Annotated in this window: 25 protein-coding genes; 11 read left to right on the top strand and 14 right to left on the bottom strand. The window is 72.2% G+C overall.

The genetic code is table 11. The annotated features are described in order from the left end of the window. Positions 1-20: 20 nt before the first annotated feature. Positions 21-812, bottom strand: a complete 792-nt coding sequence (locus EIZ62_RS25885; RefSeq protein ID WP_156695082.1) for an ABC transporter ATP-binding protein — start codon at positions 810-812, stop codon at positions 21-23. 152 nt (positions 813-964) lie between these two features. Here EIZ62_RS25885 and EIZ62_RS25880 point away from each other — a divergent pair, with 152 nt between their 5' ends. After that, positions 965-1,786 carry a hypothetical protein gene (locus EIZ62_RS25880; protein WP_156695081.1) on the top strand — a complete coding sequence of 274 codons (822 nt, stop codon included), beginning with the start codon at positions 965-967 and terminating at the stop codon, positions 1,784-1,786. Between the two features lie 171 nt (positions 1,787-1,957). Here the strand turns inward: EIZ62_RS25880 and EIZ62_RS25875 are convergent, their stop codons facing one another. From EIZ62_RS25875 to EIZ62_RS25865, 3 genes are all read right to left on the bottom strand, one after another. Continuing rightward, complete coding sequence (locus EIZ62_RS25875) at positions 1,958-2,203, bottom strand: chaplin (protein WP_156695080.1); 246 nt, start codon at positions 2,201-2,203, stop codon at positions 1,958-1,960. A gap of 146 nt (positions 2,204-2,349) precedes the next feature. Beyond that, on the bottom strand, positions 2,350-2,994 hold the full coding sequence (locus EIZ62_RS25870; protein ID WP_156695079.1) for a response regulator: 645 nt from the start codon (positions 2,992-2,994) through the stop codon (positions 2,350-2,352). Further along, positions 2,987-4,144, bottom strand: coding sequence for a GAF domain-containing sensor histidine kinase (locus EIZ62_RS25865; RefSeq protein WP_156695078.1), 1,158 nt, complete (start codon positions 4,142-4,144; stop codon positions 2,987-2,989). The genes EIZ62_RS25870 and EIZ62_RS25865 overlap by 8 nt, the downstream gene beginning before the upstream one ends. 173 nt (positions 4,145-4,317) lie before the next feature. Here EIZ62_RS25865 and EIZ62_RS25860 point away from each other — a divergent pair, with 173 nt between their 5' ends. From EIZ62_RS25860 to EIZ62_RS25850, 3 genes are all read left to right on the top strand, one after another. Further along, on the top strand, positions 4,318-5,016 hold the full coding sequence (locus EIZ62_RS25860; RefSeq protein ID WP_156695077.1) for an SDR family NAD(P)-dependent oxidoreductase: 699 nt from the start codon (positions 4,318-4,320) through the stop codon (positions 5,014-5,016). Further along, complete coding sequence (locus EIZ62_RS25855; RefSeq protein ID WP_156695076.1) at positions 5,013-6,095, top strand: S-adenosylmethionine:tRNA ribosyltransferase-isomerase; 1,083 nt, start codon at positions 5,013-5,015, stop codon at positions 6,093-6,095. Before EIZ62_RS25860 ends, EIZ62_RS25855 begins: the two co-directional genes overlap by 4 nt. Before the next feature lie 301 nt (positions 6,096-6,396). Further along, complete coding sequence (locus EIZ62_RS25850; protein ID WP_156695075.1) at positions 6,397-7,125, top strand: transglycosylase SLT domain-containing protein; 729 nt, start codon at positions 6,397-6,399, stop codon at positions 7,123-7,125. Positions 7,126-7,219: 94 nt separating this feature from the next. Here EIZ62_RS25850 and EIZ62_RS25845 read toward each other — a convergent pair whose 3' ends face one another. After that, complete coding sequence (locus EIZ62_RS25845; protein ID WP_156695074.1) at positions 7,220-9,880, bottom strand: ABC transporter ATP-binding protein/permease; 2,661 nt, start codon at positions 9,878-9,880, stop codon at positions 7,220-7,222. A gap of 323 nt (positions 9,881-10,203) precedes the next feature. Here EIZ62_RS25845 and serB point away from each other — a divergent pair, with 323 nt between their 5' ends. Beyond that, the gene (serB, locus tag EIZ62_RS25840) at positions 10,204-11,430 is read left to right on the top strand and encodes a phosphoserine phosphatase SerB (protein WP_156695073.1); all 1,227 of its coding nucleotides are present in this window, start codon (positions 10,204-10,206) and stop codon (positions 11,428-11,430) included. A gap of 493 nt (positions 11,431-11,923) precedes the next feature. On the opposite strand, the gene EIZ62_RS25835 is transcribed toward serB, so the two are convergent. From EIZ62_RS25835 to EIZ62_RS25825, 4 genes are all read right to left on the bottom strand, one after another. After that, the gene (locus EIZ62_RS25835; RefSeq protein WP_156695072.1) at positions 11,924-12,442 is read right to left on the bottom strand and encodes a SixA phosphatase family protein; all 519 of its coding nucleotides are present in this window, start codon (positions 12,440-12,442) and stop codon (positions 11,924-11,926) included. A gap of 59 nt (positions 12,443-12,501) precedes the next feature. After that, positions 12,502-12,726, bottom strand: a complete 225-nt coding sequence (locus EIZ62_RS25830) for a hypothetical protein (RefSeq protein WP_156695071.1) — start codon at positions 12,724-12,726, stop codon at positions 12,502-12,504. Between the two features lie 160 nt (positions 12,727-12,886). Then, positions 12,887-13,006: an SGM_5486 family transporter-associated protein gene (locus EIZ62_RS32780; RefSeq protein WP_280117755.1), complete on the bottom strand. Its 120-nt coding sequence runs from the start codon at positions 13,004-13,006 to the stop codon at positions 12,887-12,889. A 17-nt stretch (positions 13,007-13,023) separates the two neighbouring features. Next, positions 13,024-14,439 (bottom strand): CynX/NimT family MFS transporter, encoded by a 1,416-nt coding sequence (locus EIZ62_RS25825; protein ID WP_244375971.1) that lies wholly within the window; start codon positions 14,437-14,439, stop codon positions 13,024-13,026. A gap of 106 nt (positions 14,440-14,545) precedes the next feature. Here EIZ62_RS25825 and EIZ62_RS25820 point away from each other — a divergent pair, with 106 nt between their 5' ends. Beyond that, positions 14,546-15,235, top strand: coding sequence for a FadR/GntR family transcriptional regulator (locus tag EIZ62_RS25820; protein ID WP_156695070.1), 690 nt, complete (start codon positions 14,546-14,548; stop codon positions 15,233-15,235). On the opposite strand, the gene EIZ62_RS25815 is transcribed toward EIZ62_RS25820, so the two are convergent. From EIZ62_RS25815 to fabG, 3 genes are all read right to left on the bottom strand, one after another. Next, on the bottom strand, positions 15,204-15,629 hold the full coding sequence (locus EIZ62_RS25815; protein WP_425281847.1) for a hypothetical protein: 426 nt from the start codon (positions 15,627-15,629) through the stop codon (positions 15,204-15,206). The two genes, EIZ62_RS25820 and EIZ62_RS25815, sit on opposite strands and share 32 nt — an antisense overlap. A gap of 303 nt (positions 15,630-15,932) precedes the next feature. Further along, positions 15,933-16,724: an enoyl-ACP reductase FabI gene (gene fabI / locus EIZ62_RS25810; protein ID WP_156695069.1), complete on the bottom strand. Its 792-nt coding sequence runs from the start codon at positions 16,722-16,724 to the stop codon at positions 15,933-15,935. 4 nt (positions 16,725-16,728) lie between these two features. Further along, positions 16,729-17,445, bottom strand: coding sequence for a 3-oxoacyl-[acyl-carrier-protein] reductase (gene fabG / locus EIZ62_RS25805; RefSeq protein ID WP_156695068.1), 717 nt, complete (start codon positions 17,443-17,445; stop codon positions 16,729-16,731). A 198-nt stretch (positions 17,446-17,643) separates the two neighbouring features. Between fabG and EIZ62_RS25800 the strand changes: the two genes are divergently transcribed. The 3 genes from EIZ62_RS25800 (at position 17,644) to tyrS (ending at position 21,992) form a co-directional block, all read left to right on the top strand. Beyond that, the gene (locus tag EIZ62_RS25800) at positions 17,644-19,167 is read left to right on the top strand and encodes a TldD/PmbA family protein (RefSeq protein ID WP_156695067.1); all 1,524 of its coding nucleotides are present in this window, start codon (positions 17,644-17,646) and stop codon (positions 19,165-19,167) included. Positions 19,168-19,258: 91 nt separating this feature from the next. Continuing rightward, complete coding sequence (locus EIZ62_RS25795) at positions 19,259-20,650, top strand: TldD/PmbA family protein (RefSeq protein WP_156695066.1); 1,392 nt, start codon at positions 19,259-19,261, stop codon at positions 20,648-20,650. Between the two features lie 73 nt (positions 20,651-20,723). Further along, positions 20,724-21,992, top strand: coding sequence for a tyrosine--tRNA ligase (tyrS, locus tag EIZ62_RS25790; RefSeq protein ID WP_156695065.1), 1,269 nt, complete (start codon positions 20,724-20,726; stop codon positions 21,990-21,992). An 88-nt stretch (positions 21,993-22,080) separates the two neighbouring features. On the opposite strand, the gene EIZ62_RS25785 is transcribed toward tyrS, so the two are convergent. Further along, positions 22,081-22,356, bottom strand: coding sequence for a GlsB/YeaQ/YmgE family stress response membrane protein (locus EIZ62_RS25785; RefSeq protein ID WP_156695064.1), 276 nt, complete (start codon positions 22,354-22,356; stop codon positions 22,081-22,083). A gap of 243 nt (positions 22,357-22,599) precedes the next feature. On the opposite strand from EIZ62_RS25785, the gene EIZ62_RS25780 reads away from it, so the two are divergent. Next, the gene (locus EIZ62_RS25780) at positions 22,600-23,013 is read left to right on the top strand and encodes a DUF3099 domain-containing protein (protein WP_156695063.1); all 414 of its coding nucleotides are present in this window, start codon (positions 22,600-22,602) and stop codon (positions 23,011-23,013) included. Between the two features lie 200 nt (positions 23,014-23,213). Then, entirely contained in the window at positions 23,214-23,438 is a 225-nt protein-coding gene (locus EIZ62_RS25775) for a hypothetical protein (protein WP_156695062.1), read from the top strand. 50 nt (positions 23,439-23,488) lie between these two features. On the opposite strand, the gene moaA is transcribed toward EIZ62_RS25775, so the two are convergent. Next, positions 23,489-24,478 (bottom strand): GTP 3',8-cyclase MoaA, encoded by a 990-nt coding sequence (moaA, locus tag EIZ62_RS25770; RefSeq protein WP_156695061.1) that lies wholly within the window; start codon positions 24,476-24,478, stop codon positions 23,489-23,491. Positions 24,479-24,557 lie beyond the last annotated feature (79 nt).

Here is a 24,557-nt window from a genome sequence, read left to right as displayed (position 1 = left end):
GGCGCGTGCCCGACGGGCCGTCAGGCGAGCGGCAGGCCCTGGGCGGTGTAGCGGTCGCCGACGCGCTCGACGACGAGCGGCAGGCCGAAGCAGTGGGAGAGGTTGCGGGAGGTCAGTTCCATCTCCACCGGGCCGGCGGCGAGCACCTTGCCCTGACGGATCATCAGGACGTGGGTGAAGCCCGGCGGGATCTCCTCGACGTGGTGGGTGACCATCACCATGGAGGGGGCGTACGGGTCGCGGGCGAGGCGGCCGAGGCGGCGCACCAGGTCCTCGCGGCCGCCGAGGTCGAGGCCGGCGGCGGGCTCGTCGAGGAGCAGCAGTTCGGGGTCGGTCATCATGGCGCGGGCGATCAGGGTGCGCTTGCGCTCGCCCTCGGAGAGGGTGCCGAATGTGCGGTCGAGGAACTCGGTCATGCCGAGGCGGTCGAGGAAGGCGCGGGCGCGGTCCTCGTCGACGGTGTCGTAGTCCTCGTTCCAGGTCGCGGTCATTCCGTACGCGGCGGTGAGGACGGTTTCCAGGACGGTCTGCCGCTTGGGCAGCTTGTCGGCCATCGCGATCCCGGCCATGCCGATGCGGGGGCGGAGGTCGAAGACGTCGACCTTGCCGAGCTGGTCGCCCAGGATGCGGGCGGTGCCGGAGCTCGGGAAGAGGTAGCTGGAGGCGACGTTGAGGAGGGTGGTCTTGCCGGCGCCGTTGGGCCCGAGGATGGCCCAGCGCTCGCCTTCCTTGACCGACCAGGAGACGTCGTCCACCAGAGCACGTCCGTCGCGGACCACGGATACGTCCACCAGCTCCAGTACATCGCTCATGAGCGCGTTGTCTCCCCTATGCGGTCGAGTCTCGTCGTCGCTTGCGCCTGTGGGCGAAGCTCCCAGGGGAAAACCTACGCCACTGGTGACGGAGGTCGGTCCTTAGGGCCGGTTCCGGACAGTGGCCGGGCGGCAGTGCCTAGGGTGGGGGAATGCTTTCGGAACCACGTTCAGGACGGTTGGCCGCATGGGGGAACGCCTTGCTGGCCGGGTTGGTGTCGCCGGATGAGGCCGTGCTCGCGATCGTCGGTGACGACGCCGTGCACCGGGTGGAGGGGATGCCGGGCGAGGAGGGGCCGGTCGGCCTGACCCTGGCGCTGGGCCGCCTGCGCGGGCTCGGGGTCACGGGCTGGCGGGTGGCGCTGCCGGCGCCGGGGCACCCGCTGGGGCTCAGCGGGCCACCGGCGTTCAACGCGCGGGCGCTGGAGGCGGAGGAGGCGGTCGTCGGGTACGGGGCGCCTTTCGGCCTCGTACCGGAGCTGTACGAGGCGGGACCGGGTGGCGCGGAGCATCCGGAGGACGTCCATGTGGAGGTGGTCTGGCACTGCCTGCCGGTGCGGGAGGCACCGCCGGCGGACGTGCCGTCCCTCGGTGAGGCGGAGCGGGAGCTGGCGGAGGCGCTGCGGGAGGCGACGCTGGTACTGACGCGGCTGGACGTGGCGGCGTCGGGCCCGGTGGCGGAGGCCGCGCTGGACGCGTACCGGGCGCGGGCGGAGGCCGGGCGGGAGGTGCTGGCGCCGGGGTATCCGCCGCGGGCGGTGCGGGTGCTGGAGCTCGCCCAGCGGGTGGGGCTGCTGGTGTCGCTGGCGCATGCGCCGCGGTACGGGACCGGGGGCGCGCACGGCGGGGCGGTGAGCGCGTCGGAGATGGCGGCCCGGCGGGAGGCGCTGCGGCCGGTGGAGCGGGTGGCCAGGCGCGCGCAGGTGGCGGCGTTCAACGCGTGGGTGGAGGAGCGCGAGCGCGAGCGGGGGTGAGCCGCGGGCCGGGCTGCGGCGGATGCGGGGGCGGTTCTGCTGGGGCGGTTCTGCTGCTGAGGCCACCCCCACGGGGCCGGCGGGGACGGGGAGGGGAACCCGTCCGCTGCCGCCGGCCCCGGCGGGGACGACCTTGCACGCGGTGCCCGGCCAGGCCCGGCCGTGCGTCCGTCAGTGGTTGACGGCGGTGTTGCCGAAGGCCGGGTTCAGCAGGCCGATGACGCTGACGCTGTTGCCCGAGACGTTCACCGGGACGTGGACCGGGACCTGGACGAGGTTGCCGGAGCCGACGCCGGGCGACCCGATGGCAGCGCCGTCCGCGTGCGCACCGCTGGTGGCGGACGCGGCGCCCGCGGCGGCGGCCACGAGCCCGCCGGCGACCATGGTGACAGCAGCGGCCTTCTTCAGGTTCTTCACTTCGAACATCCTCCGTTGGCTTCCGCCGCGGCGATCACCGCGGCACGCCATGGAGAACGCCCACACGGCGCCGGGGTTGCGCCGAGTGGGTGACATACACCCGACAGTATGAATCTCGGACCGGTTCGCTCGGTCAGTCCTTCGACTCAGCCGGTGAGGCCGTGGCGGACCGCCCAGAGGGCCGCCTGGGTGCGGTCGGCGAGGTCCAGCTTCATGAGGATGTTGGAGACGTGCGTCTTCACCGTCTTCTCCGAGAGGACCAGCGCCCGGGCGATCTCGCGGTTGGAACGGCCGTCGGCGATCAGGCCGAGGACCTCCCGCTCCCGCTCGGTGAGGGTGCCGCCGCGGCCCGTGCCGTTGTTCGACTCCTCCTGGGACAGGAGCGCCGTGGCGACCTCGGGCTGGAGCAGGACGTGCCCGGCGTGCACGGAGCGGATGGCGCCGGCCAGGGCGTCCGGGTCGACGTCCTTGTAGACGTACCCCGAGGCACCGGCCCGCAGCGCGGGGATCACCGTGCGCTGCTCGGTGAAGCTGGTGACGATGAGGACCTTCGCCGGGTTGGCCAGCTCGCGGAGCTTGCGCAGGGCCTCGATGCCGTCCATGCCGGGCATCTTGACGTCCATGAGGACGACGTCGGGGCGGAGCTCCTCGGCGCGGGCCACGCCCTCGGCGCCGTCGCCCGCCTCCCCCACGACCTCGATGTCGGCCTGGATCTCCAGGAACGTGCGCAGCCCGCGGCGGACGACTTGGTGGTCGTCGACCAGCAGGACACGGATCGGGGCTTCAGCCACCGGGGACCTCCATCTCGATCGTGGTGCCCTTGCCGGGCGCGGACTGGACGTCGAGCGTTCCGCCGACGCCGCCGGCCCGGTCGCGCATCGAGACCAGTCCGAGGTGTCGGCCCGCCCGGCGGACGGTGCGGGGTTCGAAGCCCTTGCCGTCGTCGGTGACGCTGAGCAGGGCGCCCTGGCCGCGGCGTACCAGGGACACGGCGACGCGCTCGGCCCCGGAGTGGCGCAGGGCGTTGTGCAGCGCCTCCTGGGCGACGCGGAGGACGGCCTCCTCCTGGGCGGCGGGCAGCGCCCGTACGCCGCAGGTGTCGAAGGTGACGCTCGCGGTGTGGGCGCGGTCCAGGACCTGGATCTGCGTGCGGAGGGTGTGGACCAGGCCGTCCTCGTCGAGCGCGGCGGGGCGCAGTTCGACGACCGCGGCGCGCAGCTCGTCGGCGGCTTCGGCGGCGAGGACGGCGACCTGGTGGAGCTCGCCCTTGGCGCGGGCGGGGTCGCGGTCGACGAGGGCGGCGGCGGCCTGGGCGGTGAGCCTGAGCGAGAAGAGCTTCTGGCTGACGGCGTCGTGCAGCTCGTGGGCGAGCCGGGAGCGCTCCTCGGCGATGGTGAGCTCGCGGCTGCGTTCGTACAGCCGGGCGTTGGTGAGGGCTATGGCGGCGTGCTGGGCGAGGATGCCGAGCAGCTCCTCGTCGTCCTCGGTGAAGCCGCAGCCGCCTTGCGGGGTGCGGCCTCCGGGGCAGCGCTTGTTCGCCAGGAACAGGGCGCCGAGCGTCTCGTCGCCGTCCCGGACGGGCAGGCCGAGGAAGTCGGACATGTCGGGGTGGGCGGAGGGCCAGCCCTCGAAGCGGGGGTCCTGGCGGACGTCGGCGAGGCGCTCGGGCTTCGCCTCGTGGAGCATCGCCGCGAGGATGCCGTGCTGGCGCGGCAGCGGGCCGATCGCCTTCCACTGCTCCTCGCTGACGCCGTCCACGACGAACTGGGCGAACCCTCCGTGGTCGTCGGGCACGCCCAGGGCCGCGTACTCGGCGTCGAGCAGCTCGCGGGCGGAGGCGACGATCGTCTTGAGGACGTCGCGCACCTCCATCTGCCTGCTCATCGCGAGCAGGGCGGTGCTGACGGCGGCGAGGCCGGAGCGGGGCGGTCGATCGGTCATGCGTTCACGTTACCGGCGGGGTGTGACGGTCCGTATCGGGCTGTGGACGGCGGTCGCTTAGGGCGCGGGGCCTAGGTCGAAGTCCCCCGCCGGTCCGGGCCGGGGGCCGAGGCGGGGGCCGGGGGCCGGGTTCCAGGCTGAGGGCATCGACTCCGGAAGAGGGGATGGGTGTCATGGCCGTAGCGATGATCACGGGTGCTTCGAAGGGGCTGGGCCGGGCGTTGGCCGCCGGGCTCGCCCGGGAGGGCTGGGACCTGGTGCTGGACGCCAGGGACGCGTCGGTCCTGCGGGAGAGCGCGCGGGAGGCGCGGGTCCACGGGACGCGGGTGGTGGCCGTGCCCGGGGACGTCACGGACGGGTGGCACCGTGCGGCGCTGGTGGCGGCCGCGCGGGAGCTGGGCGGGCTGGACCTGCTGGTGAGCAATGCGAGCGCGCTGGGTGCCGAGCCGCTGGTGCGGCTGCACGGGCTGCCCCTGGAGGGGCTGCGGGCGGCGCTGGAGACCAATGTGGTGGCCGCTCTGGGGCTGGTGCAGGAGGCGCTGCCGCTGCTGCGGGCGAGCGGGGGCGGAACGGTGATCGCGGTCAGTTCGGACGCGGCGGCGGAGGCGTACGAGACATGGGGCGGGTACGGGGCGTCGAAGGCGGCGCTCGACCGGCTCATGGCGGTCCTGGCGGTGGAGGAGCCGGACCTGAGGGTGTGGGCGGTCGATCCGGGCGACATGGCCACGGATCTGTACCGGGCCGCCGTGCCGGGTGACGAGGAGCCGCGGCCCGCCCCGGAGACGGTGGTGCCGGGGTTCCTGCGGCTGCTGGCGGACCGGCCGGCGAGCGGGCGGTACGCGGCCCCCGCGCTGCTGGGGGTGGAGGCGTGAGCGTGCTGGAGGCCCTGCGGGTGCCGGAGGAGCTGTCCGCGCGGGTGCCGGCCGAGCAGCGGGGCGCGGGGCGGGACGACGTACGGCTGATGGTGTCGCGCGGGGTCGCGGTGTCGCACCACGCGTTCCGTGAGCTGCCGGGGCTGCTGCGGGCCGGGGACGTGCTGGTGGTGAACACCTCGCCGACGCTGGCGGCCGCGGTGAACGGGCGGCTGGGCGGGGACGCGATGGTCGTGCACTTCTCGACGCGGGGGGACGACGGGCGCTGGGCGGTGGAGCTGCGGGACCCGGACGGGCGGGGCAGTACGCGGCCGCGGCCGGGTGGTCCGGCGGGCGGGCTGGTGCGGCTGCCCGGCGGGGCGCAGCTGGTGCTCCAGGAGCCGGTGGGGGCGGGGGCCGCGGGGCCGGTGGGGGTGGCGGGGCCCGCGCGGCTGTGGTGGGCGTCGGTCGCGGTGGACGTGCCGGGGCTGCTGGCCCGCTACGGGCGGCCCATCCGGTACGGGTACACGGAGCGGGACCAGCCGCTGGCCGCGTACCAGACGGTCTTCGCCCGGCCGTCCCGGGACGGGTCCGGTTCGGCGGAGATGCCGAGCGCGGCGCGGCCCTTCACGGCGGGGATGGTGGCGGAGCTGGTGAGCCGGGGCGTGCAGGTGGCGCCGGTGACGCTGCACACGGGGGTGGCGTCGGCGGAGGCGCACGAGCCGCCGTATCCGGAGCGGTTCGAGGTGCCGGCGTCGACGGCGTGGCTGGTCGGGGCGGCGCGGGCGGGTGGCGGGCGCATCGTGGCGGTGGGGACGACGGCGGTGCGGGCGCTGGAGTCGGCGACGGGCGAGGACGGTGTGGTCCGTGCGGCGTCGGGCTGGACGGACCTGGTGGTCACGCCGGGGCGCGGGGTGCGGGCGGTGGACGGGCTGCTGACCGGGCTGCACGAGCCGGAGGCGTCGCACCTGCTGATGCTGGAGGCGGTGGCGGGCAGGGAGGCGCTGGGGCGGGCGTACGCCGAGGCGCTGAGGCGGCTCTACCTGTGGCACGAGTTCGGCGACGTCCATCTCCTCCTGCCGGACGAGGGGGCTCACTGAGAGCATCGCTTGTGCAACAAATGGTGAGACTGTTACGGGTCCGATGTGAGCCCGCGCATAGGACGCAGGTCACGTACGAAGCCCTGTAGTGGTGGAGATAAGGATGAGATGAGTGCAGGTGGAGCGGGGCCGGGTCCGTTTTGGGTCCTTCGTCCCGCCCGCTGATCCACTACCCGGCTTCGTACGTCACACCTTTGCCCCTGGATTTTGCTGCCGCTAAGAATTGCATCCGTCGCCCGCCGAGCAGGCGAAGTGCCGCCCTGGCCTTGCGACGTCCCGCGATTCGAAGAGGTACGACTGCATGTCCGCGTTCAGCACCCGTCCCGGCTTCAGCCGTCTCAAGAAGAACCACAAGCTCTCCCTCGCCGGCGTGGCGACGCTGAGCGCCGCCGCGCTCGCGTTCTCCATCGTTCCCGGCAACGACGCCGCCGCCGAGACCGAGCCGCAGGCGGTCGCCGCGGCCCCGGCCGCCGCCCCGGTGGCGCTCACCAGCACGCAGAACAAGCCGCTGCACCTCGGCATCACCGAGCAGCAGACCACCATCGAGCTGAAGGCCAAGGCGGACGCCGCCGCGGCCAAGGCGAAGGCGCAGGCCGCCGCGAAGGCCAAGGCCGACGCCGCCGCCAAGGCGAAGGCCGAGGCAGCCGCGAAGAAGCGCGCCGCCGCCAAGGCCGCCGCGAGCCGCGCCGCCGCCCGCAAGCCGGTGTTCGCCAACAACCTCGACGGCTGGATCCGCGAGGCCATGTCGATCATGAAGAAGCACAACATCCCGGGCAGCTACGAGGGCATCCACCGCAACATCATGCGGGAGTCCAGCGGTAACCCCCGGGCCATCAACAACTGGGACATCAACGCCATCAACGGCGTTCCGTCCAAGGGCCTGCTCCAGGTCATCTACCCGACCTTCAAGGCCTACCACGTGCCGGGCACCAAGTTCGACCAGTACGACCCGGTCGCCAACATCGTCGCCGCCTGCAACTACGCGGCCGACCGCTACGGCTCCATGGACAACGTGAACAGCGCCTACTGAGCCGGTTCACCCGCTGCCGGACTCCGGTACGCACACATGCCGAAGGGCGGCACCCCCGTGCGGGGGTGCCGCCCTTCGGCGTGCGCCGTGGCGCTTACTTGCGCATGACCTCGGGCTCGTGGCGGCGCAGCAGGCGCGCCACGATCACACCGCAGATGGCGCCGAGCGCCAGGAGCGCGCCCATGTCGGCCATCCACATGCCCACCTCGTGGTCCCACAGCGGGTCCGTGTCGGTGGGGTCGTCCTGGTTGGGGAAGAGCTTGTTGAGCTCCACCGTCGTACCGGCGGCGGCGACGGCCCAGCGGGACGGCATCAGGTAGGAGAACTCGTTGACGCCGACCTGGCCGTGCAGGGTGAACAGGCAGCCCGTGAACACCACCTGGATGATCGCGAACATCACCAGCAGCGGCATCGTCTTCTCGGCGGTCTTCACCAGCGAGGAGATGATCAGGCCGAACATCATCGAGGTGAAGCCGAGCGCCATGATCGGCAGGCTCAGTTCCAGTCGCACCAGGGAGGAGCCGAAGAGCAGGCCCTCGTCCGGCACGTCCCGCATGCCGAAGCCGATGCCGCCGATGATCGCGCCCTGGATGACGGTGATCAGACCGAGGACGATCACCTTCGACATCAGATACGCCGAACGTGACAGGCCCGTGGCCCGTTCCCGTTCGTAGATGACCCGTTCCTTGATCAGTTCTCGTACGGAGTTGGCGGCGCCGGCGAAGCAGGCACCCACCGCGAGGATCAGCAGGATCGTCGCCGCGCTGCCGTTCGTACCGCGCGGGCTGGGCCGCAGCCCGTAGTCCGAGCTGATCAGCGTGGAGACCACACCGAGGACGGCCGGCAGGATCACCATCAGGGCCATGAAGCCCTTGTCGGAGGCGATCACCGAGACGTATCGGCGGATCAGCGTCCAGAGCTGCGCGCCCCAGCCCTGCGGCTTGGGCGGGCGCATCGCCTGCGCCGACGGCATCTCCACCGACTGCGGGGCGACCGCGTCCAGGTCCGCGGCGTACATCTGGTAGTGCTGCGAGCCCTTCCAGCGGCCCGCCCAGTCGTAGTCGCGGTAGTTCTCGAAGGCGGAGAAGACGTCCGCCCAGGTGTCGTAGCCGAAGAAGTTGAGCGCCTCCTCCGGCGGGCCGAAGTACGCCACCGAGCCACCGGGCGCCATGACCAGCAGCTTGTCGCAGAGCGCCAGCTCGGCGACCGAGTGGGTCACGACGAGGACCGTACGGCCGTCGTCGGCCAGCCCGCGCAGCAGCTGCATGACGTCGCGGTCCATGCCCGGGTCGAGGCCCGAGGTCGGCTCGTCCAGGAAGATCAGCGACGGCTTCGTCAGCAACTCCAGGGCGACGGACACGCGCTTGCGCTGGCCGCCGGAGAGCGCGGTGATCTTCTTGGTCTTGTGGATGTCGAGCTTCAGCTCGCGCAGGACCTCGTCGATCCGCGCCTCGCGCTCCTGGGCGGTGGTGTCCGCCGGGAAGCGCAGCTTGGCCGCGTACTTGAGCGCGGTGCGGACGGTCAGCTCCTTGTGCAGGATGTCGTCCTGCGGGACCAGACCGATGCGCTGACGCAGCTCGGCGAACTGCTTGTACAGGTTCCGGTTGTCGTAGAGGACGTCGCCCTGGTTGGCGGGGCGGTAGCCGGTGAGCGCCTTGAGCAGCGTCGACTTGCCGGAACCGGACGGGCCGATGACCGCGACGAGCGACTTCTCCGGGACGCCGAAGGAGACGTCCTTCAGGATCTGCTTGCCGCCGTCGACCGTGACGGTGAGGTGGCGGGCGGAGAAGGAGACCTCACCGGTGTCGACGAACTCCTCGAGCCGGTCACCGACGAGCCGGAAGGTCGAGTGACCGACGCCGACGATGTCGTTGGGGCCGATGAGCGCGGAGCCGGACTTGGCGAGCGGCTGGCCGTTGACGTACGTGCCGTTGTGCGAGCCGAGGTCGCGGATCTCGAACCGGCCGTCGGGCGTGGCGTGGAACTCGGCGTGGTGGCGCGAGACCTGGAGGTCGGAGACCACCAGCTCGTTCTCCAGCGCACGACCGATCCGCATCACGCGGCCCATCGCGAGCTGGTGGAAGGTAGTCGGGCTGCGCTCGGCGTGCACCGGCGCGGCCGGGGCGCCGCCGCCCTGGCCCGGCACCTTCTGCGCGTACTGCTCGCTCGCACCGGACTGCTGGTGCGGGACGTGCGGCTGGGCGGCCGGGGCGTGCGGCTGGGCCGGGGCCTGGTGCGCCGGGGCCTGGTGGGCCTGCGGCGGCTGCTGGTGCGCGGGCGCCTGCTGGGGCCAGCCCTGCTGGGCGGGCTGCTGGTGCGGGGCGGCCGGGGCCTGCTGCTGCCAGGCCTGCTGCGGCGGGGCCTGGTGCGCGGCCTGCGGGGCAGGGGCCTGGGCGGCCACCTGCGGGGCGGCCGCCTGGGCGCTGTACGCGCCGGCTCCCGCACCGGCCGCGGCGTCGGTCAGGCTCACGCGGGGACCGTCGGTCGCGTTGCCGAGGTGCACGGCGGAACCCGGGCCGATCTCCATCTGGTGGATCCGCTGGCCCTGCACATACGTGCCGTTGGTGGAGCCGTGGTCCTCGATGACCCAACTGCGGCCGTTCCAGCTGACCGTGGCATGCCGCCACGAGACCCTGGCGTCGTCGATCACCAGGTCACCCTGCGGATCACGTCCGAGGTTGTACGACCTGGACGGATCGAGAGTCCAGGTCCTTCCGTTCAATTCCAGTACGAGTTCCGGCACTCCATGCCCCACTACTTGTCCCCCGAGTTCCCCCCGTCGCAGGGAGTCTAGGGATGGCGAACATCGGAAGGAACTATTTCAGGCCGGGTGCCCGAATCGAAAGTCGGGCGGTGTGAAGAGAGCGCGCAGTCGCCCGGGCGCTCCGCTCCCCGCGCTGCCGACCCAGGACAAATGCCCCCGGAAGGTGCCGAGAGCCGGTGGGTGCGCACGGCACATGTGATCCAAGCCTCGGGTCGTACGGTGGCGGCTCACCCCCGCCGCACGCGGCGGACGGGTGTCCGGTGGTCGGGACGGGGCGCGCCCGACCGCGTGGGGGCCGATACGGTGGGAACACCATGAGCGCATCGCAGACCCCTGACGTTCCCACCGTTCTCGTCAAGATCTTCGGCAAGGACCGCCCGGGTATCACCGCCGGACTGTTCGACACCCTCGCCGCCTTCTCCGTCGACGTGGTCGACATCGAACAGGTCGTGACCCGTGGCCGCATCGTCCTGTGCGCGCTCGTCACGGCGCCGACCGTGACGAGCGAGGGGGAGCTGCGCGCCACGGTGCACAGCTGGGCCGAGTCCCTGAAGCTCCAGGCGGAGATCATTTCCGGTACGGGTGACAACCGGCCCCGCGGCTCCGGCCGGTCGCACGTCACCGTGCTCGGGCACCCGCTGACGGCCGAGAACACGGCGGCCATAGCGGCCTCCATCACCGGAACGGGCGGCAACATCGACCGCATCTTCCGGCTCGCGAAGTACCCGGTGACGGCCGTGGAGTTCGCCGTGTCGGGCGCCGAGACGGCACGGCTGCGCACCGCGCTGGCCACGCAGGCCCACGAGATCGGCGTAGACGTGGCCGTGGTCTCGGCGGGCCTGCACCGCAGGGCGCAGCGGCTGGTCGTCATGGACGTGGACTCGACGCTCATCCAGGACGAGGTGATCGAGCTCTTCGCGGCCCACGCGGGCTGTGAGGAGGAGGTCGCCGAGGTGACGGCGCGGGCGATGCGCGGCGAGCTGGACTTCGAGCAGTCCCTGCACGCGCGGGTGGCCCTGCTGGCCGGGCTCGACGCGTCGGTCGTCGACAAGGTGCGGTCCGAGGTCCGGCTGACGTCGGGTGCGCGCACCCTGATCCGTACGCTGAAGCGGCTCGGCTATCAGGTCGGTGTGGTGTCGGGCGGCTTCACCCAGGTCACGGACGACCTGAAGGTCCGGCTGGGGCTGGACTTCGCGTCGGCCAACACGCTGGAGGTCGTGGACGGCAAGCTGACCGGCCGGGTGACCGGCGAGATCGTCGACCGGGCCGGAAAGGCACGGCTCCTGCGCCGGTTCGCCGCCGAGGCCGGTGTACCGCTCGCGCAGACGGTGGCGATCGGCGACGGCGCCAACGACCTGGACATGCTGAACACGGCAGGCCTGGGCGTGGCCTTCAACGCCAAGCCGGTGGTGCGCCGGGCGGCCCACACCGCCGTCAACGTGCCGTTCCTGGACACGGTGCTCTACCTGCTGGGCATCACGCGCGAAGAGGTCGAGGCCGCGGACGCGGACGCGGACGCGGAGCCGCTCCAGGGGGCCTAGGAGGTGCCGTGTGCTCGAGCGAGCCTGCGGCCCGCACGAGCACGCGGCTCCCGGGCGTCCGGGCTCCTCCGGTGCCGGGGCTCCTTCGGTGCCGGGAACCTCATGCTGGGGACGCGCCGGTGCCGAAACCCTTAGACGCCTGGGCTCCCTGCACTGGGCTCCCCCGGCGCTGGGGCTGGCCCGCGCCACGGCTTCCCCGTGCAGAGGGCTCGCCCGGCGTCGGGCCTCCCCAGCGCCACGGCTCGCTCGCTGCCGGGGGTCGCCCGGTGCCGGGGACGCGCCGGTGCCGGAACCCTTGGACGCCTGGGCTCCCTGCACTGGGCTCCCCCGGCGCCGAGCCTCCCCTGCACCTCGGCTCCCCCGGCGCCGAGCCTCCCCTGCGCCTCGGCTCCCCCGGCGTCGGGCCTCCCCCACGCCGCGGCTTCCCCGTTGCCGGAGGCTCTCCGGCACCGGGAAACCCAGCACCGGGGAGCCCCGCGTGCGGGCGGCGGTCCTACTCGTGCGGCGCCCAGTAGCTCAGCAGCGTGCCCACGCCGTGCTCCACCGACTTCCAGGTGCCGGTGAAGCCGACGACGGCGAAGGCGGAGGTGGGGAAGCCGCCCCGGTTCATCCGTGCCAGGGTGTCCCCCTCGCCCTGGCCCGCGAGGGCGTCGGCGACCGCGTGCATCCCCGGGTTGTGCCCGATGACGAGGATGTCGTGCACGTCCTCCGGCGTCTCGTTGAGCAGCGCGAGGATCTCGCCGGGGGACGCCTCGTAGAGCCGCTCCTCGTACACGGTCTTGGGCCGCTGGGGCAGCTCCTGCACCGCCAGCTTCCAGGTCTCGCGGGTCCTGGCCGCGGTCGAGCACAGGGCCAGGTCGAAGGTGATTCCGGTCTCGGCGAGCCGGCGCCCCGCCACGGGGGCGTCCTTGCGGCCTCGCTCCGCGAGCGGTCGCTCGTGGTCGGACACCTGGGGCCAGTCGGCCTTCGCATGCCGGAGTAGCACGATCCTGCGGGGTGTATCGACGCTCATGCTCCCCAGCTTCGCATGAAACACGCCACGGAGCGCAGGGTGTTGACCAGCTCGGCCGGCTACCCCGCGAGCGTGTGGTGGATCTGCTGGATGAGCCTTCCGACCGCCGGGTCGCCATCCGCAGCGTGCGCCGCGCCGCCGCCGGATATCAGCGCGAAGAGGGCGGCGAAGGCGAGCACGGGCAGGACGAGGGCCCACCACGACAGGCGGGCGTCCGCGCTGCCGGTGGCGGCCGCGCAGGTCCGGGGCACGTTCGTCGGTGGCGCTTGCGTCCGGGCCGGCATGGGCCACCTCCGTGGGTCTGTGATGCCGAGGTCCAAGTGGCTTCCACGTTACGGATCACGGAGCACCGGGCCCATCCGGCAACCCACCCACTCGACCCTGACCCTGGCCCCCTAGGGGAAGGTGGGGCCAGCCCCACCATCCCGGGTCACGGACGCGGGGTCACGGCGAGACGATGGTGGCGATGACGCCGATCACCACGCCGATCCCCAGCATCGTGCCGAGCACGAGGAGGAGCTTCTTCTGGCCGTTCTGCGGGTTCGGTTCGAGCACAGGCTGCATGGCCCCAGTCTCGCACCTCACGCCTCGTCCTCGATCGTCCGGTCCCGCCCCGCCAGCATCCCGACGATCATCTGCGGCACCATCAGCCCCGCCATCAGCGCGAGGGGGACACCCCAGCCGCCGCTGTGCTCGTAGAGGGCGCCGACCAGGATCGGCCCCGGGATGGAGATCAGGTAGCCGACGCTCTGGGCGAAGGCGGAGAGCCGTACGACACCGCCACCCGTCCGCGACCGCATGCCGATCATGGTGAGCGCGAGCGGGAACGCGCAGTTGGAGACGCCCAGCAGCAGCGCCCAGACCCACGCCCCGCCCGCGGGGGCGAAGTGGAGCCCGGCGTACCCGGTCAGTCCGCACAGGCCGAGGACGACGGCGATGGGACCCTGGTTCTTCATCCGGGTGGCGAGCCGGGGGATGACGAAGGCGAGCGGCACGCCCATCACCATGGTCACGGCGAGCAGTACCCCGGCGGTGCCGGCGGAGACCCCGGCGTCCCGGAAGATCTGCGGCATCCACCCCATGGTGATGTACGCGCCGGTGGCCTGGAGCCCGAAGAAGCAGCCGAGCGCCCAGGCCGTACGGCTGCGGGTGATCCGGAACGCGGGCACCTCCCGGGTGCCCCCCTCCCCGGCGGAGTCCCCCGGCGCCGCGCCCGCATCCGCGCTCGCACCCGGCGCCGTACCTGCATCCACGCCGCCCCGGTTGCGTACCAGTGGCAGCCAGGCCACCACGGCGAGGGCGCCGAGGACGGCCCACACCGCGAGGCCGGCGCGCCAGCTGCCGCCCAGCGCGGAGGTGACCGGGACGGTGGCGGCGGCGGCCAGCGAGGTGCCGAGGGCGAGGGCCATCGAGTACAGGCCCGTCATGGTGCCGACGCGGTCGGGGAAGTAGCGCTTGACGATCACTGGCATCAGGACGTTGCTGACGGCTATGCCCATCAGGGCCAGGGCGCTGGCGGCCAGGAAGGCGGCCGTACCGCCGGTGAAGGGCCGGATGAGCAGACCGGCCGTGATGGCGGCCATGCCGGCGAGGACGACGGCCCCGGGTCCGAAGCGGCGGGCGAGCCGGGGGGCGGTGATGCCGAACACCGCGAAGCACAGGGGCGGTACGGAGGTGAGGACGCCGGCGACGCCGCCGCTCATGTGCAGTCCCGTGCGCACCTCTTCGAGAAGGGCGCCGAGGCTGGTGATGGCGGGCCGGAGGTTGAGCGCCGCGAGGACGAGCCCGACGATCAGGAGCCGGGTGAGCCAGACCGTGCTCCGGTGCTGCGGGTCGTCCGCACCGGCGGGGGCGGGCGCGGAGGTGTGGGGCTGCGTCCGGCTCCCGGTCGCGGGCCGGCTGCGCGGCCGGCCGGGACCCTGACTCCGCGTCGGCGTCTGGGCCTGCGTCGACGTCTGGGTCCGGGTCTGGATCTGGGTGTGCGGCTCGTCGGACATGGTTCCATCATAGAATCATGGGATGATTGGCTGTCCAATCCTCTCCGGTCCTCTCCGGAGGGCCTCAGGACGGCCCCCGACCTCTCCAAAGGAGCCAAGGAGCACCATGGCGCTCAGCTCTCCCCGCAGGTCCGCGCTGTCCGACCAGGTGATCGCCGAACTGCGGAACCAGATCACCTCGGGCGAGTGGCCGGTCGGCTCCCGGATCCCCACCGAGCCGGAGCTGGTCGAGCAGCTGGGCGTGGCGCGCAACACGGTCCGCGAGGCCGTCCGGGCGCTGGCCCACAACGGTCTGCTGGACATCCGTCAGGGCTCGGGCACATACGTCGTCGCGACCAGCGAACTGGCCGGCGTGATGCACCGGCGGTTCGCGTCGGCCGACCCTCGGCACGTCGCCGAGCTGCGCTCCACGCTGGAGTCCTCGGCCGCGCGGCTGGCCGCCGAGCGCCGGACGGAGCGTGACATGAAGCAGCTGGACGCCCTTCTGGCGCGGCGCGAGGAGGCGTGGGAGGCGGGCGACGCGGAGCGGTTCGTGGCGGCGGACGCCACGTTCCACCTGGCCGTGGTCGCCGCCTCACACAACGACGTGCTGTCGGAGGTCTACGCCGACCTGGGGCACCTGCTGCGCGACTGGCTGCGGGACGACGTGGGCCAGGAGTTGCGGCCGGAGAACCACATGGACCACGCGCGGCTGGTCGAGGCGATCAGGGCCGGGGACGCCGCTACGGCGGCGACGGAGGCGGCCGGCTACCCCTTCATGTGCCTCAGCGGCGATCGCTCACCGGCTGGTGACTGATCCACGCGTCGCCGACCTCCTTCCAGCAGCGCTGGGTCAGCTCCGCGTAGGCCGTGGGGCCGACCTCGACCGGCTCGCTGTCCGAGTCGACGTCCCACCAACGGGCGCATTCGACGTGCAGCTGCACACGGTCGGTGCCGGGGTTGGGGTTGTGGCAGTGCGCGGTGACGCGGGAGCCCTCGACCTCGGTACGGCAGGAGGCGACGTACACGTCCCGTTCGGCGGCGTGGGTCTGGGCGCCGAGGGCGAACGGGGAGAGCAGGCCCGCGCCGGCGGCCAGGGCCACCGATCCGCAGTGCTTCGCGAACCGTTTGGCGAGCCGCTTCGTACGGCGCCGTGCCCGCCGCTCCACCGGGGGCCGCTCCGCCGGGTGTTCCTGGTGCTTCGTACGCACAGCCACACCTCCTCCCCGCACTCCCCGAGCCACGGACGCGTCGAGTCGTTCCGCCTTCCGTTGTGCACCAGTTTGCCGTGCTTTTGGTGACTCTACGACTTGGAAGCGCTTCGCACCGTACGCGCGTGCGAAAACGGGCTCACGGCGGGCTCACGGCGGGCGGGCGAAACGCGAACCGGCGCGCGAACCGGCAGGCGGAAACGCGGAAGGCCGCGCACCACTCCCCCGGAGCGGTGCGCGGCCTAGCGGCGCGACGGACCGGCGCTGCGACGGCCGGCCCGGTACGACTCGGGCCCGTACGACTCAGGCGCCCATGATGTGCACGCCGCCGTCGACGTGGACGATCTCGCCCGTCGTCTTCGGGAAGAAGTCCGACAGCAGGGCGACGACACCGCGGCCGGCCGGCTCCGGGTCGGCCATGTCCCACTGGAGCGGGGAGCGGTCGTCCCAGACCTTCGCCAGCTCGCCGAACCCGGGGATGGACTTGGCGGCCATCGAGCCGATCGGGCCGGCCGAGATCAGGTTGCACCGCACGTTCTGCTTGCCGAGGTCACGGGCCAGGTAGCGGCTGGTGGCCTCCAGGGCGGCCTTGGCCGGTCCCATCCAGTCGTACTGCGGCCATGCGAACTGCGCGTCGAAGGTCAGGCCGACCACCGAGCCGCCGCCCGCGCCGGAGGCGCCGTCGGACGCGGTCATCAGCGGCAGGCAGGCCATGGTCAGCGACTTCAGCGAGAACGCCGAGACGTGCATCGCGGTCGCCACCGACTCGAACGGCGTGTTGAGGAAGTTGCCGCCGAGCGCGTCCTGCGGGGCGAAGCCGATGGAGTGGACGACGCCGTCGAGGCCGCCCAGCTCGGCGCGCACCAGCTCCTCGACGCGGGCGAGGTGCTCGTCGTTGGTGACGTCGAGCTCGATGACCTTGGCGGGCTTCGGGAGCTTCCGGGCGATGCGCTCGGTCAGCGTGGGCCGCGGGAAGGCCGTCAGGATGACCTCGGCGCCCTGCTCCTGAGCCACCTTGGCGGTGTGGAAGGCGATGGAGGACTCCATCAGCACACCCGTGATGAGGATGCGCTTGCCGTCGAGAATTCCGCTCATGTGATCAGTGACCCATGCCCAATCCGCCGTCAACGGGGATGACGGCTCCAGTGATGTACGAAGCGTCGTCGGACGCGAGGAACCGGACCGCGGCGGCGATCTCGTCGGGCTGCGCGTAGCGGCCGAGCGGCACCTGGGCGACGATGCCCGCCCGCTGCTCCTCGGTGAGCACCTTGGTCATGTCGGTGTCGACGAAACCGGGTGCGACGACGTTGAAGGTGATGTTACGGCTGCCCAGCTCCCGGGCGAGCGAGCGGGCGAAGCCGACGAGTCCGGCCTTTGAGGCGGCGTAGTTCGCCTGGCCCGCCGAGCCCAGCAGCCCGACCACGGAGGAGATCAGGACGACGCGGCCCTTCTTGGCGCGCAGCATGCCGCGGTTGGCGCGCTTCACCACCCGGAAGGTGCCGGTGAGGTTGGTGTCGAGGACGGACGTGAAGTCCTCCTCGGACATCCGCATCAGCAACTGGTCCTTGGTGACACCGGCGTTGGCCACCAGCACCTCGACCGGACCGTGCTTCTCCTCGATCTCCTTGTAGGCCTGCTCCACCTGCTCGGCGTCGGTGATGTCGCACCGGACGGCCAGGAAGCCCTCCTCGGCGAGCTCCGCCGGGTCGCCGGAGCGGTATGTGATCGCGACCTTGTCGCCAAAGGCGGCGAAAGCGCGGGCGATGGCGAGGCCGATGCCCCGGTTACCTCCGGTGACGAGAACCGAGCGGCTCAACGGATCACCCTTTCCTCAGCGGTCTGGTTCCTCGAAAACCTATCGGTCCGGCCCCCACGACGGAGAATCGGCCTCTGACAGTGGCGTACGGGAGTCACTGTCGGGTCCCTACAGAAAGCCCCCGCCGAAAGCACTGGGCACGGGGCCGCGCGGCGCGACATGATCAGGGCGACCCGTCTCACACGACAGGAGACATTCGTGCCTCATTCCATCGACGAAGCCTTCACGGCGCTGCCGCTGCGGGCGCTCGCCGACGCGGCGCTCGCGCGGGCCAGGGCGCTCGGCGCCGTGCACGCCGACTTCCGCTTCGAGCGCGTACGCAGCGCCTCGTGGCGGCTGCGGGACGCCAAGCCCGCCGGATCGTCGGACACCACCGACCTCGGGTACGCGGTGCGCGTGGTGCACGGCGGCGCCTGGGGGTTCGCCTCCGGGGTGGACCTGACCATGGACGCGGCGGCCAGGGTGGCGTCGCAGGCGGTGGCCATGGCGAAGCTGTCGGCGCAGGTGATCGCGGCGGCGGGGTCGGCGGAGCACGTGGAGCTCGCGGACGAGCCGGTGCACGCCGACCGGACGTGGGTCTCGTCGTACGAGATCGACCCCTTCACCGTGCCGGACGCCGAGAAGAGCGCGCTGCTCGCGGAGTGGAGCGCGCGGCTGCTGCGCGCGGACGGGGTGGCGCACGTCGACGCCTCCCTGCTGACCGTGCACGAGAACAAGTTCTACGCGGACACGGCGGGGACGGTCACCACGCAGCAGCGCGTACGGCTGCACCCGCAGTTCACGGCCGTGGCGGTGGACGGGTCGACGGGTGAGTTCGACTCGATGCGCACGATCGCGCCGCCGGTCGGGCGCGGCTGGGAGTACCTGACCGGCACGGGCTGGGACTGGGACGCCGAGCTGGAGCGGATCCCGGAGCTGCTGGCCGAGAAGATGCGGGCGCCGAGCGTGGAGGCGGGGACGTACGACCTGGTCGTCGACCCGTCGAACCTGTGGCTGACGATCCACGAGTCGATCGGGCACGCGACGGAGCTGGACCGGGCGCTCGGCTACGAGGCGGCGTACGCGGGCACCTCGTTCGCCAACTTCGACCAGCTGGGGAAGCTGGCGTACGGGTCGCCGATCATGAACGTGACCGGCGACCGGACCGCCGAGCACGGGCTGGCCACGATCGGGTACGACGACGAGGGCGTCGAGGCGCAGAGCTGGGACCTGGTGAAGGACGGCACGCTGGTCGGCTACCAGCTGGACCGCCGGATCGCGAAGCTCACGGGTCTCGGGCGCTCCAACGGTTGCGCGTTCGCGGACTCGCCGGGGCACGTGCCGGTGCAGCGGATGGCGAACGTGTCGTTGCAGCCGGATCCGGGCGGGCTGTCGACGGAGGACCTGATCGGCGGGGTGGAGCGCGGGATCTTCGTGGTCGGCGACCGGTCGTGGTCGATCGACATGCAGCGGTACAACTTCCAGTTCACCGGGCAGCGGTTCTTCCGGATCGAGAACGGGCGGCTGGCCGGTCAGCTCCGGGACGTCGCCTACCAGGCGACGACGACCGACTTCTGGGGCTCCATGGAGAAGGTCGGCGGCCCGCAGACGTACGTGCTGGGCGGCGCCTTCAACTGCGGCAAGGCCCAGCCGGGGCAGGTCGCGGCGGTCTCGCACGGCTGCCCCTCGGCCCTGTTCCGGGGCGTGAACATCCTTAACACCGCGCAGGAGGGTGGCCGATGAGCACAGGCCTGGCCCGCACCGCCCCTTGCTGGGGGTCCGGGGGTCGTCCCCCGGGCAAGCACAGTCTTAACACCGCGCAGGAGGGTGGCCGATGAGCCCCGTAGCGAAGCCGTACGAGATCGTCGAGCGGGCGCTGGAGCTGTCCCGCGCGGACGGGTGCGTCGTCATCGCCGACGAGCACTCCTCCGCGAACCTGCGCTGGGCCGGGAACGCGCTCACCACCAACGGCGTGACGCGCGGCCGGACCCTCACCGTCGTCGCCACCGTCGACGGGGCGGAGGGCACCGCGTCCGGCGTGGTCTCCCGGTCGGCGGTCACCGCCGAGGAGCTGGAGCCGCTCGTCCGGGCGGCCGAGGCCGCCGCGCGGGGCGCCGGGCCGGCCGAGGACGCCCGGCCGCTGGTGACCGGCGGGGAGGCGTCGCCGGACTTCCGGGACGCGCCGGCGGAGACCTCGTCGGCGGTGTTCGCGGACTTCGCGCCCGCGCTGGGCGAGGCGTTCGCGCGGGCCCGCTCGGGCGGCCGGGAGCTGTACGGGTTCGCGAACCACGAGCTGACGTCCACCTACCTCGGTACGTCGACGGGGCTGCGGCTGCGGCACGACCAGCCGTCCGGGACGCTGGAGCTGAACGCCAAGTCGCCGGACCGGACGCGCTCGGCCTGGACGGGGCACTCGACGCGGGACTTCAAGGACGTCGACCCGACGGCGCTGGACGCGGAGCTGGAGCGGCGGCTGCGCTGGGCGGAGCGCCGGATCGAGCTGCCCGCGGGCCGGTACGAGACACTGCTGCCGCCCACCGCGGTGGCGGACCTGCTGATCTACCAGCTGTGGTCGTCGGCCGCCCGGGACGCGGCGGAGGGCCGTACGGTCTTCTCCAAGCCGGGCGGCGGCACCCGGATCGGCGAGACGCTCTCCCCGCTGCCGCTGACGCTGCGCAGCGACCCGAACGAGCCGGGCCTGGAGTCGGCGCCGTTCATGATCGCCCACTCGTCGGGGGACGACTCGTCGGTGTTCGACAACGGCCTGCCGCTGTCGCCGACCGACTGGGTGCGGGAGGGCCGGCTGGAGCACCTGGTCACCACGCGGCACAGCGCGGCGCTCACGGGGCTGCCCGTCACTCCGGGGATCGGCAACCTGGTCCTGGACGGCGGGGGCGAGCGGTCGCTGGAGGAGATGGTCGCCGCCACGGAGCGCGGGCTGCTGCTGACCTGCCTGTGGTACATCCGCGAGGTGGACCCGGCGACGCTGCTGCTGACCGGGCTGACCCGGGACGGCGTGTACCTCGTCGAGAACGGCGAGGTCACCGGCGAGGTGAACAACTTCCGGTTCAACGAGTCGCCGGTGGACCTGCTGTCGCGGGCCACGGAGGCCGGGCGGACGGAGAAGACGCTGCCGCGCGAGTGGAGCGACTGGTTCACCCGGACCGCGATGCCGCCGCTGCGGGTGCCGGACTTCAACATGAGTTCGGTCAGCCAGGGCGTGTGACCCCCATAGACTGGCGTTCCATCGTCGTGCGTGGTCGGCCGCGCACGATCATCGTTCAAGGAGACACGACACCGTGACGGACATCGTCGACGAGCTGAAGTGGCGCGGGCTGTTCGCCCAGTCCACCGACGAAGACGCACTGCGCAAGGCTCTCGCGGACGGTCCGGTCACGTTCTATTGCGGCTTCGACCCCACCGCGGCCAGCCTGCACGTCGGGCACCTGGTGCAGGTGCTCACCGTCCGCCGGCTCCAGCAGGCCGGTCACCGGCCGCTGGCGCTGGTGGGCGGGGCGACGGGTCAGATCGGTGACCCGCGCCCCACCGCGGAGCGCACGCTGAACGACCCGGAGACGATCGCGCAGTGGGTGACGCGGCTGCGGACGCAGATCGAGCCGTTCCTGTCCTTCGAGGGCGAGAACGCCGCGGTCATGGTCAACAACCTGGACTGGACCGCGGGCCTGTCCGCGATCGAGTTCCTGCGGGACATCGGCAAGCACTTCCGGGTCAACAAGATGCTGACGAAGGACTCGGTCGCCCGCCGGCTGGAGTCCCAGGAGGGCATCAGCTACACCGAGTTCAGCTACCAGCTGCTCCAGGGCATGGACTTCCTGGAGCTGTACCGCCGCTACGGGTGCGTGCTCCAGCAGGGCGGCAGCGACCAGTGGGGCAACCTGACGGCGGGCCTGGACCTGATCCACCGGCTGGAGCCGCACGCCCAGGTGCACGCGCTGGCCACCCCGCTGATGACCAAGTCGGACGGCACCAAGTTCGGCAAGACCGAGGGCGGGGCCGTCTGGCTCGACCCGGAGATGACCAGCCCGTACGCGTTCTACCAGTTCTGGCTGAACGTGGACGACCGGGACATCTCGACGTACATGCGCATCCTCAGCTTCAAGAGCCGTGAGGAGCTGGAGGAGCTGGAGAGGCTCACCGAGGAGCGTCCGCAGGCCCGTACGGCCCAGCGTGCGCTCGCGGAGGAGCTGACGGCGCTGGTGCACGGCGCCGACCAGTGCGCCGCGGTGATCGCCGCGTCGAGGGCGCTGTTCGGGCAGGGCGACCTGGCGGAGCTGGACGAGGCGACACTGGCCGCCGCGCTCCAGGAGCTGCCGCACGCCCGGGTCGCCGGGCCGGGCCCGGTGGTGGACCTCCTGGCGGAGGTCGGCCTCGCGCCGAGCAAGTCGGCGGCCCGCCGGACGATCAAGGAGGGCGGCGCCTACGTGAACAACGTCAAGGTGACCGCCGAGGACGCCGTGGTGTCCGCCGGTGACCTGCTGCACGGGCGCTGGCTGGTGCTGCGGCGCGGCAAGAAGAACCTGGCCGCGATCGAGGTCGCGGCGGGCTGACGCGGCGCGTCGACGTGGACAGCGCGTGCGGTGGGGCGGCGCCCCGGGTGTGGATGCACCCGGGGCGCCGTCTCGCGTCGTGGGAGGGTCAGGCTCGTTGTTTTCTGCCGCGCATGGACATGTAGAGCATGTCGCCGAGGCCGACGAGGACGATCGCGGCTCCGAGCTGGAGGGCGTGCCTGCCCCAGTCGATGCCGGAAGTCTCCTCGATGCCGAATGCCCTGGCGAGGGCGTTGCCGGCGATGCCGCCGATGATGCCGAAGATGGTGGTCAGCCACAGGGGACTGTGCTGCTTGCCCGGCAGGATCGCCTTGGCGAGCAGACCCAGCACAAATCCGACGATAATCGCCCACAACCAGCCCATGGCTGCCTCCTCGGTGGATTGACGTGAGCAGTCCCGACAAGTCTGGGCCCACCGGGCATACGGCGCACGTCGGACGGCCCCGTGTGTGCGACGCGCACGCGCGTCGCACACACGGGTGTGCGACGCGCACGCGCGTCCGCCCTGGTGGGGGCTACCCGGTCTCGTACGAGGCGGAGGGCGGGCGTACGGTGGTAGCAAGCCGGACCGGGGAGCGTCCGGTGTGAACGCGGGTGGTGGAACGTGATGCGGAAGCACGGGAGTGACGAGGTCTTCCGGATCACCGGTGCCCGTCAGGGGCTCGCGGACGACGTGCGGGGCCGGCAGCGGCGCTATGTGATCTCGATGTCGGTGCGCACCCTCGCCGTGATCGCCGCCGCGACCCTGTGGAACGTCGAACGGCACGTGGCGATCGTCGCCCTGGTCCTGGGTGCGGTGCTGCCGTACGTCGCGGTGGTCATCGCCAACGCGGGCCGGGAGACGGCACCGCCCCAGCCGCGGCCCTTCGTACCGCCGGCGGCCGAGCACCCCATGCTGACGACGGGGGCGGGGCCGGCGACGGAACCGGACGCGGAACCGGAGCCGGAACCGGAATCCACGGCGGACGGCCGGGGGCACCGTCAACAGCCCCGCCAGGAACGCGAGTACGAGCAGGGCTGAGCCGCCACCGGTCTGCAAAGCTCAAGAAAAGCTCAGATCAATCGTGTGGTTTCAGTGCACTCCACCCCGCTCCGCGTGACATACTTCGTAGGCGCTCCGCATCCCCCGTCGGAGCGACGGACCGACGCCGGGCAGCTCCCCCCGTGGCTGCCCGGCGTCGCCTTTGTCCGGGTAGTTCGGGCCTGTGTTTGGACGTGTTCGTGAGCGACGAGACCACCCCCATCTGTTCCGCCAAGGGCTGCCGCACCGCGGCGGTCTGGGTGCTCGCGTGGAACAACCCGAAGCTGCACACCCCCGAGCGCCGCAAGACCTGGCTCGCGTGTGACGAGCACCGGGAGCACCTGTCCCAATTCCTGGGCGTGCGGGGCTTCTTGAAGGACGTGGTCACGCTGGCCGAGTGGGAGTCCCGCCCGTCCGCGGAATGACCCCGCCCACGGGACGACCGGGCCCGGGAGCGGAACCGGGCCGACGCGGGTCAGCCGCCGATCGCGGACATCGGGCGGTCGGGCTGGAGGAAGCTCGGGTCGTCCAGCCCGGAGCCGGCCTTCTTCCCCCACATGGCGAGCTTCCAGATGCGGGCGATCTCCTCGTCCGGCGCGTCCGAGCGCAGCGCGGCCCGCAGGTCCGTCTCCTCCTGGGCGAACAGGCAGGTGCGCACCTGGCCGTCGGCGGTGAGCCTGGTCCGGTCGCAGGCGCGGCAGAAGGGCCGGGTGACGGAGGCGATGACGCCCACCCGGTGCGGTCCACCGTCGACGATCCAGCGCTCGGCGGGCGCCGAGCCGCGGGCCTCGTCGGGCTCGGGGTCGAGGGTGAAGCGCGTCCGCAGCGACTCCAGGATGTCACCGGCGGTGATCATGCCGTCGCGCTTCCAGCCGTGCTGGGCGTCCAGCGGCATCTGCTCGATGAAGCGCAGCTCGTAGTCGTTCTCGACGGCCCAGGCGAGCAGGTCGGGGGCCTCGTCGTCGTTGAGGCCCGGCATGAGGACCGCGTTGACCTTGACGGGGGTGAGTCCGGCGTCCCGGGCGGCTTCGAGGCCTTCGAGGACGTCCTTGTGGCGGTCGCGGCGGGTCAGGGTCTTGAAGACGTCGGCGCGCAGGGTGTCCAGGGAGACGTTGACCCGGTCCAGGCCGGCGACCTTGAGCGCGGTGGCGGTCCGCTTGAGGCCGATGCCGTTGGTGGTCAGCGACATCCTGGGGCGGGGCTCCAGGGCGGCGCAGCGCTCGACGATGCCGACGAGGCCGGGGCGCAGCAGCGGCTCGCCGCCGGTGAAGCGGACCTCGGTGACGCCGAGGACGGTGACGGCGATCCGTATCAGCCGGACGATCTCGTCGTCGGTCAGCAGATCGGGCTTGGCGAGCCACTGGAGGCCCTCTTCGGGCATGCAGTAGGTGCAGCGGAGATTGCACCGGTCGGTGAGCGAGACGCGCAGGTCGGTGGCCACACGGCCGTAGGTGTCGATCAGCACGGTGAGCGCCTCCCCCGGTTGTCAGGTTCCGTCTACCAAGGAGCCTACGTGACCCCACCGACAACGACACGGGCCATTG

Origin of the sequence: Streptomyces ficellus (assembly GCF_009739905.1) — a bacterium.
GTDB lineage: Bacteria > Actinomycetota > Actinomycetes > Streptomycetales > Streptomycetaceae > Streptomyces > Streptomyces ficellus_A.
This window is presented reverse-complemented; position numbering and strand designations above follow the sequence as displayed.

Bases quoted from the DNA above. Each gene is read 5' to 3' on its own strand.
- EIZ62_RS25885 (WP_156695082.1), bottom strand. From the start codon at position 812: ATGAGCGATGTACTGGAGCTGGTGGACGTATCCGTGGTCCGCGACGGA.
- EIZ62_RS25880 (WP_156695081.1), top strand. From the start codon at position 965: ATGCTTTCGGAACCACGTTCAGGACGGTTGGCCGCATGGGGGAACGCC.
- EIZ62_RS25865 (WP_156695078.1), bottom strand. From the start codon at position 4,144: ATGACCGATCGACCGCCCCGCTCCGGCCTCGCCGCCGTCAGCACCGCC.
- EIZ62_RS25860 (WP_156695077.1), top strand. From the start codon at position 4,318: ATGGCCGTAGCGATGATCACGGGTGCTTCGAAGGGGCTGGGCCGGGCG.
- EIZ62_RS25850 (WP_156695075.1), top strand. From the start codon at position 6,397: ATGTCCGCGTTCAGCACCCGTCCCGGCTTCAGCCGTCTCAAGAAGAAC.
- serB (WP_156695073.1), top strand. From the start codon at position 10,204: ATGAGCGCATCGCAGACCCCTGACGTTCCCACCGTTCTCGTCAAGATC.
- EIZ62_RS25835 (WP_156695072.1), bottom strand. From the start codon at position 12,442: ATGAGCGTCGATACACCCCGCAGGATCGTGCTACTCCGGCATGCGAAG.
- EIZ62_RS25830 (WP_156695071.1), bottom strand. From the start codon at position 12,726: ATGCCGGCCCGGACGCAAGCGCCACCGACGAACGTGCCCCGGACCTGC.
- EIZ62_RS32780 (WP_280117755.1), bottom strand. From the start codon at position 13,006: ATGCAGCCTGTGCTCGAACCGAACCCGCAGAACGGCCAGAAGAAGCTC.
- EIZ62_RS25825 (WP_244375971.1), bottom strand. From the start codon at position 14,439: ATGTCCGACGAGCCGCACACCCAGATCCAGACCCGGACCCAGACGTCG.
- EIZ62_RS25820 (WP_156695070.1), top strand. From the start codon at position 14,546: ATGGCGCTCAGCTCTCCCCGCAGGTCCGCGCTGTCCGACCAGGTGATC.
- fabI (WP_156695069.1), bottom strand. From the start codon at position 16,724: ATGAGCGGAATTCTCGACGGCAAGCGCATCCTCATCACGGGTGTGCTG.
- EIZ62_RS25795 (WP_156695066.1), top strand. From the start codon at position 19,259: ATGAGCCCCGTAGCGAAGCCGTACGAGATCGTCGAGCGGGCGCTGGAG.
- EIZ62_RS25785 (WP_156695064.1), bottom strand. From the start codon at position 22,356: ATGGGCTGGTTGTGGGCGATTATCGTCGGATTTGTGCTGGGTCTGCTC.
- EIZ62_RS25780 (WP_156695063.1), top strand. From the start codon at position 22,600: ATGCGGAAGCACGGGAGTGACGAGGTCTTCCGGATCACCGGTGCCCGT.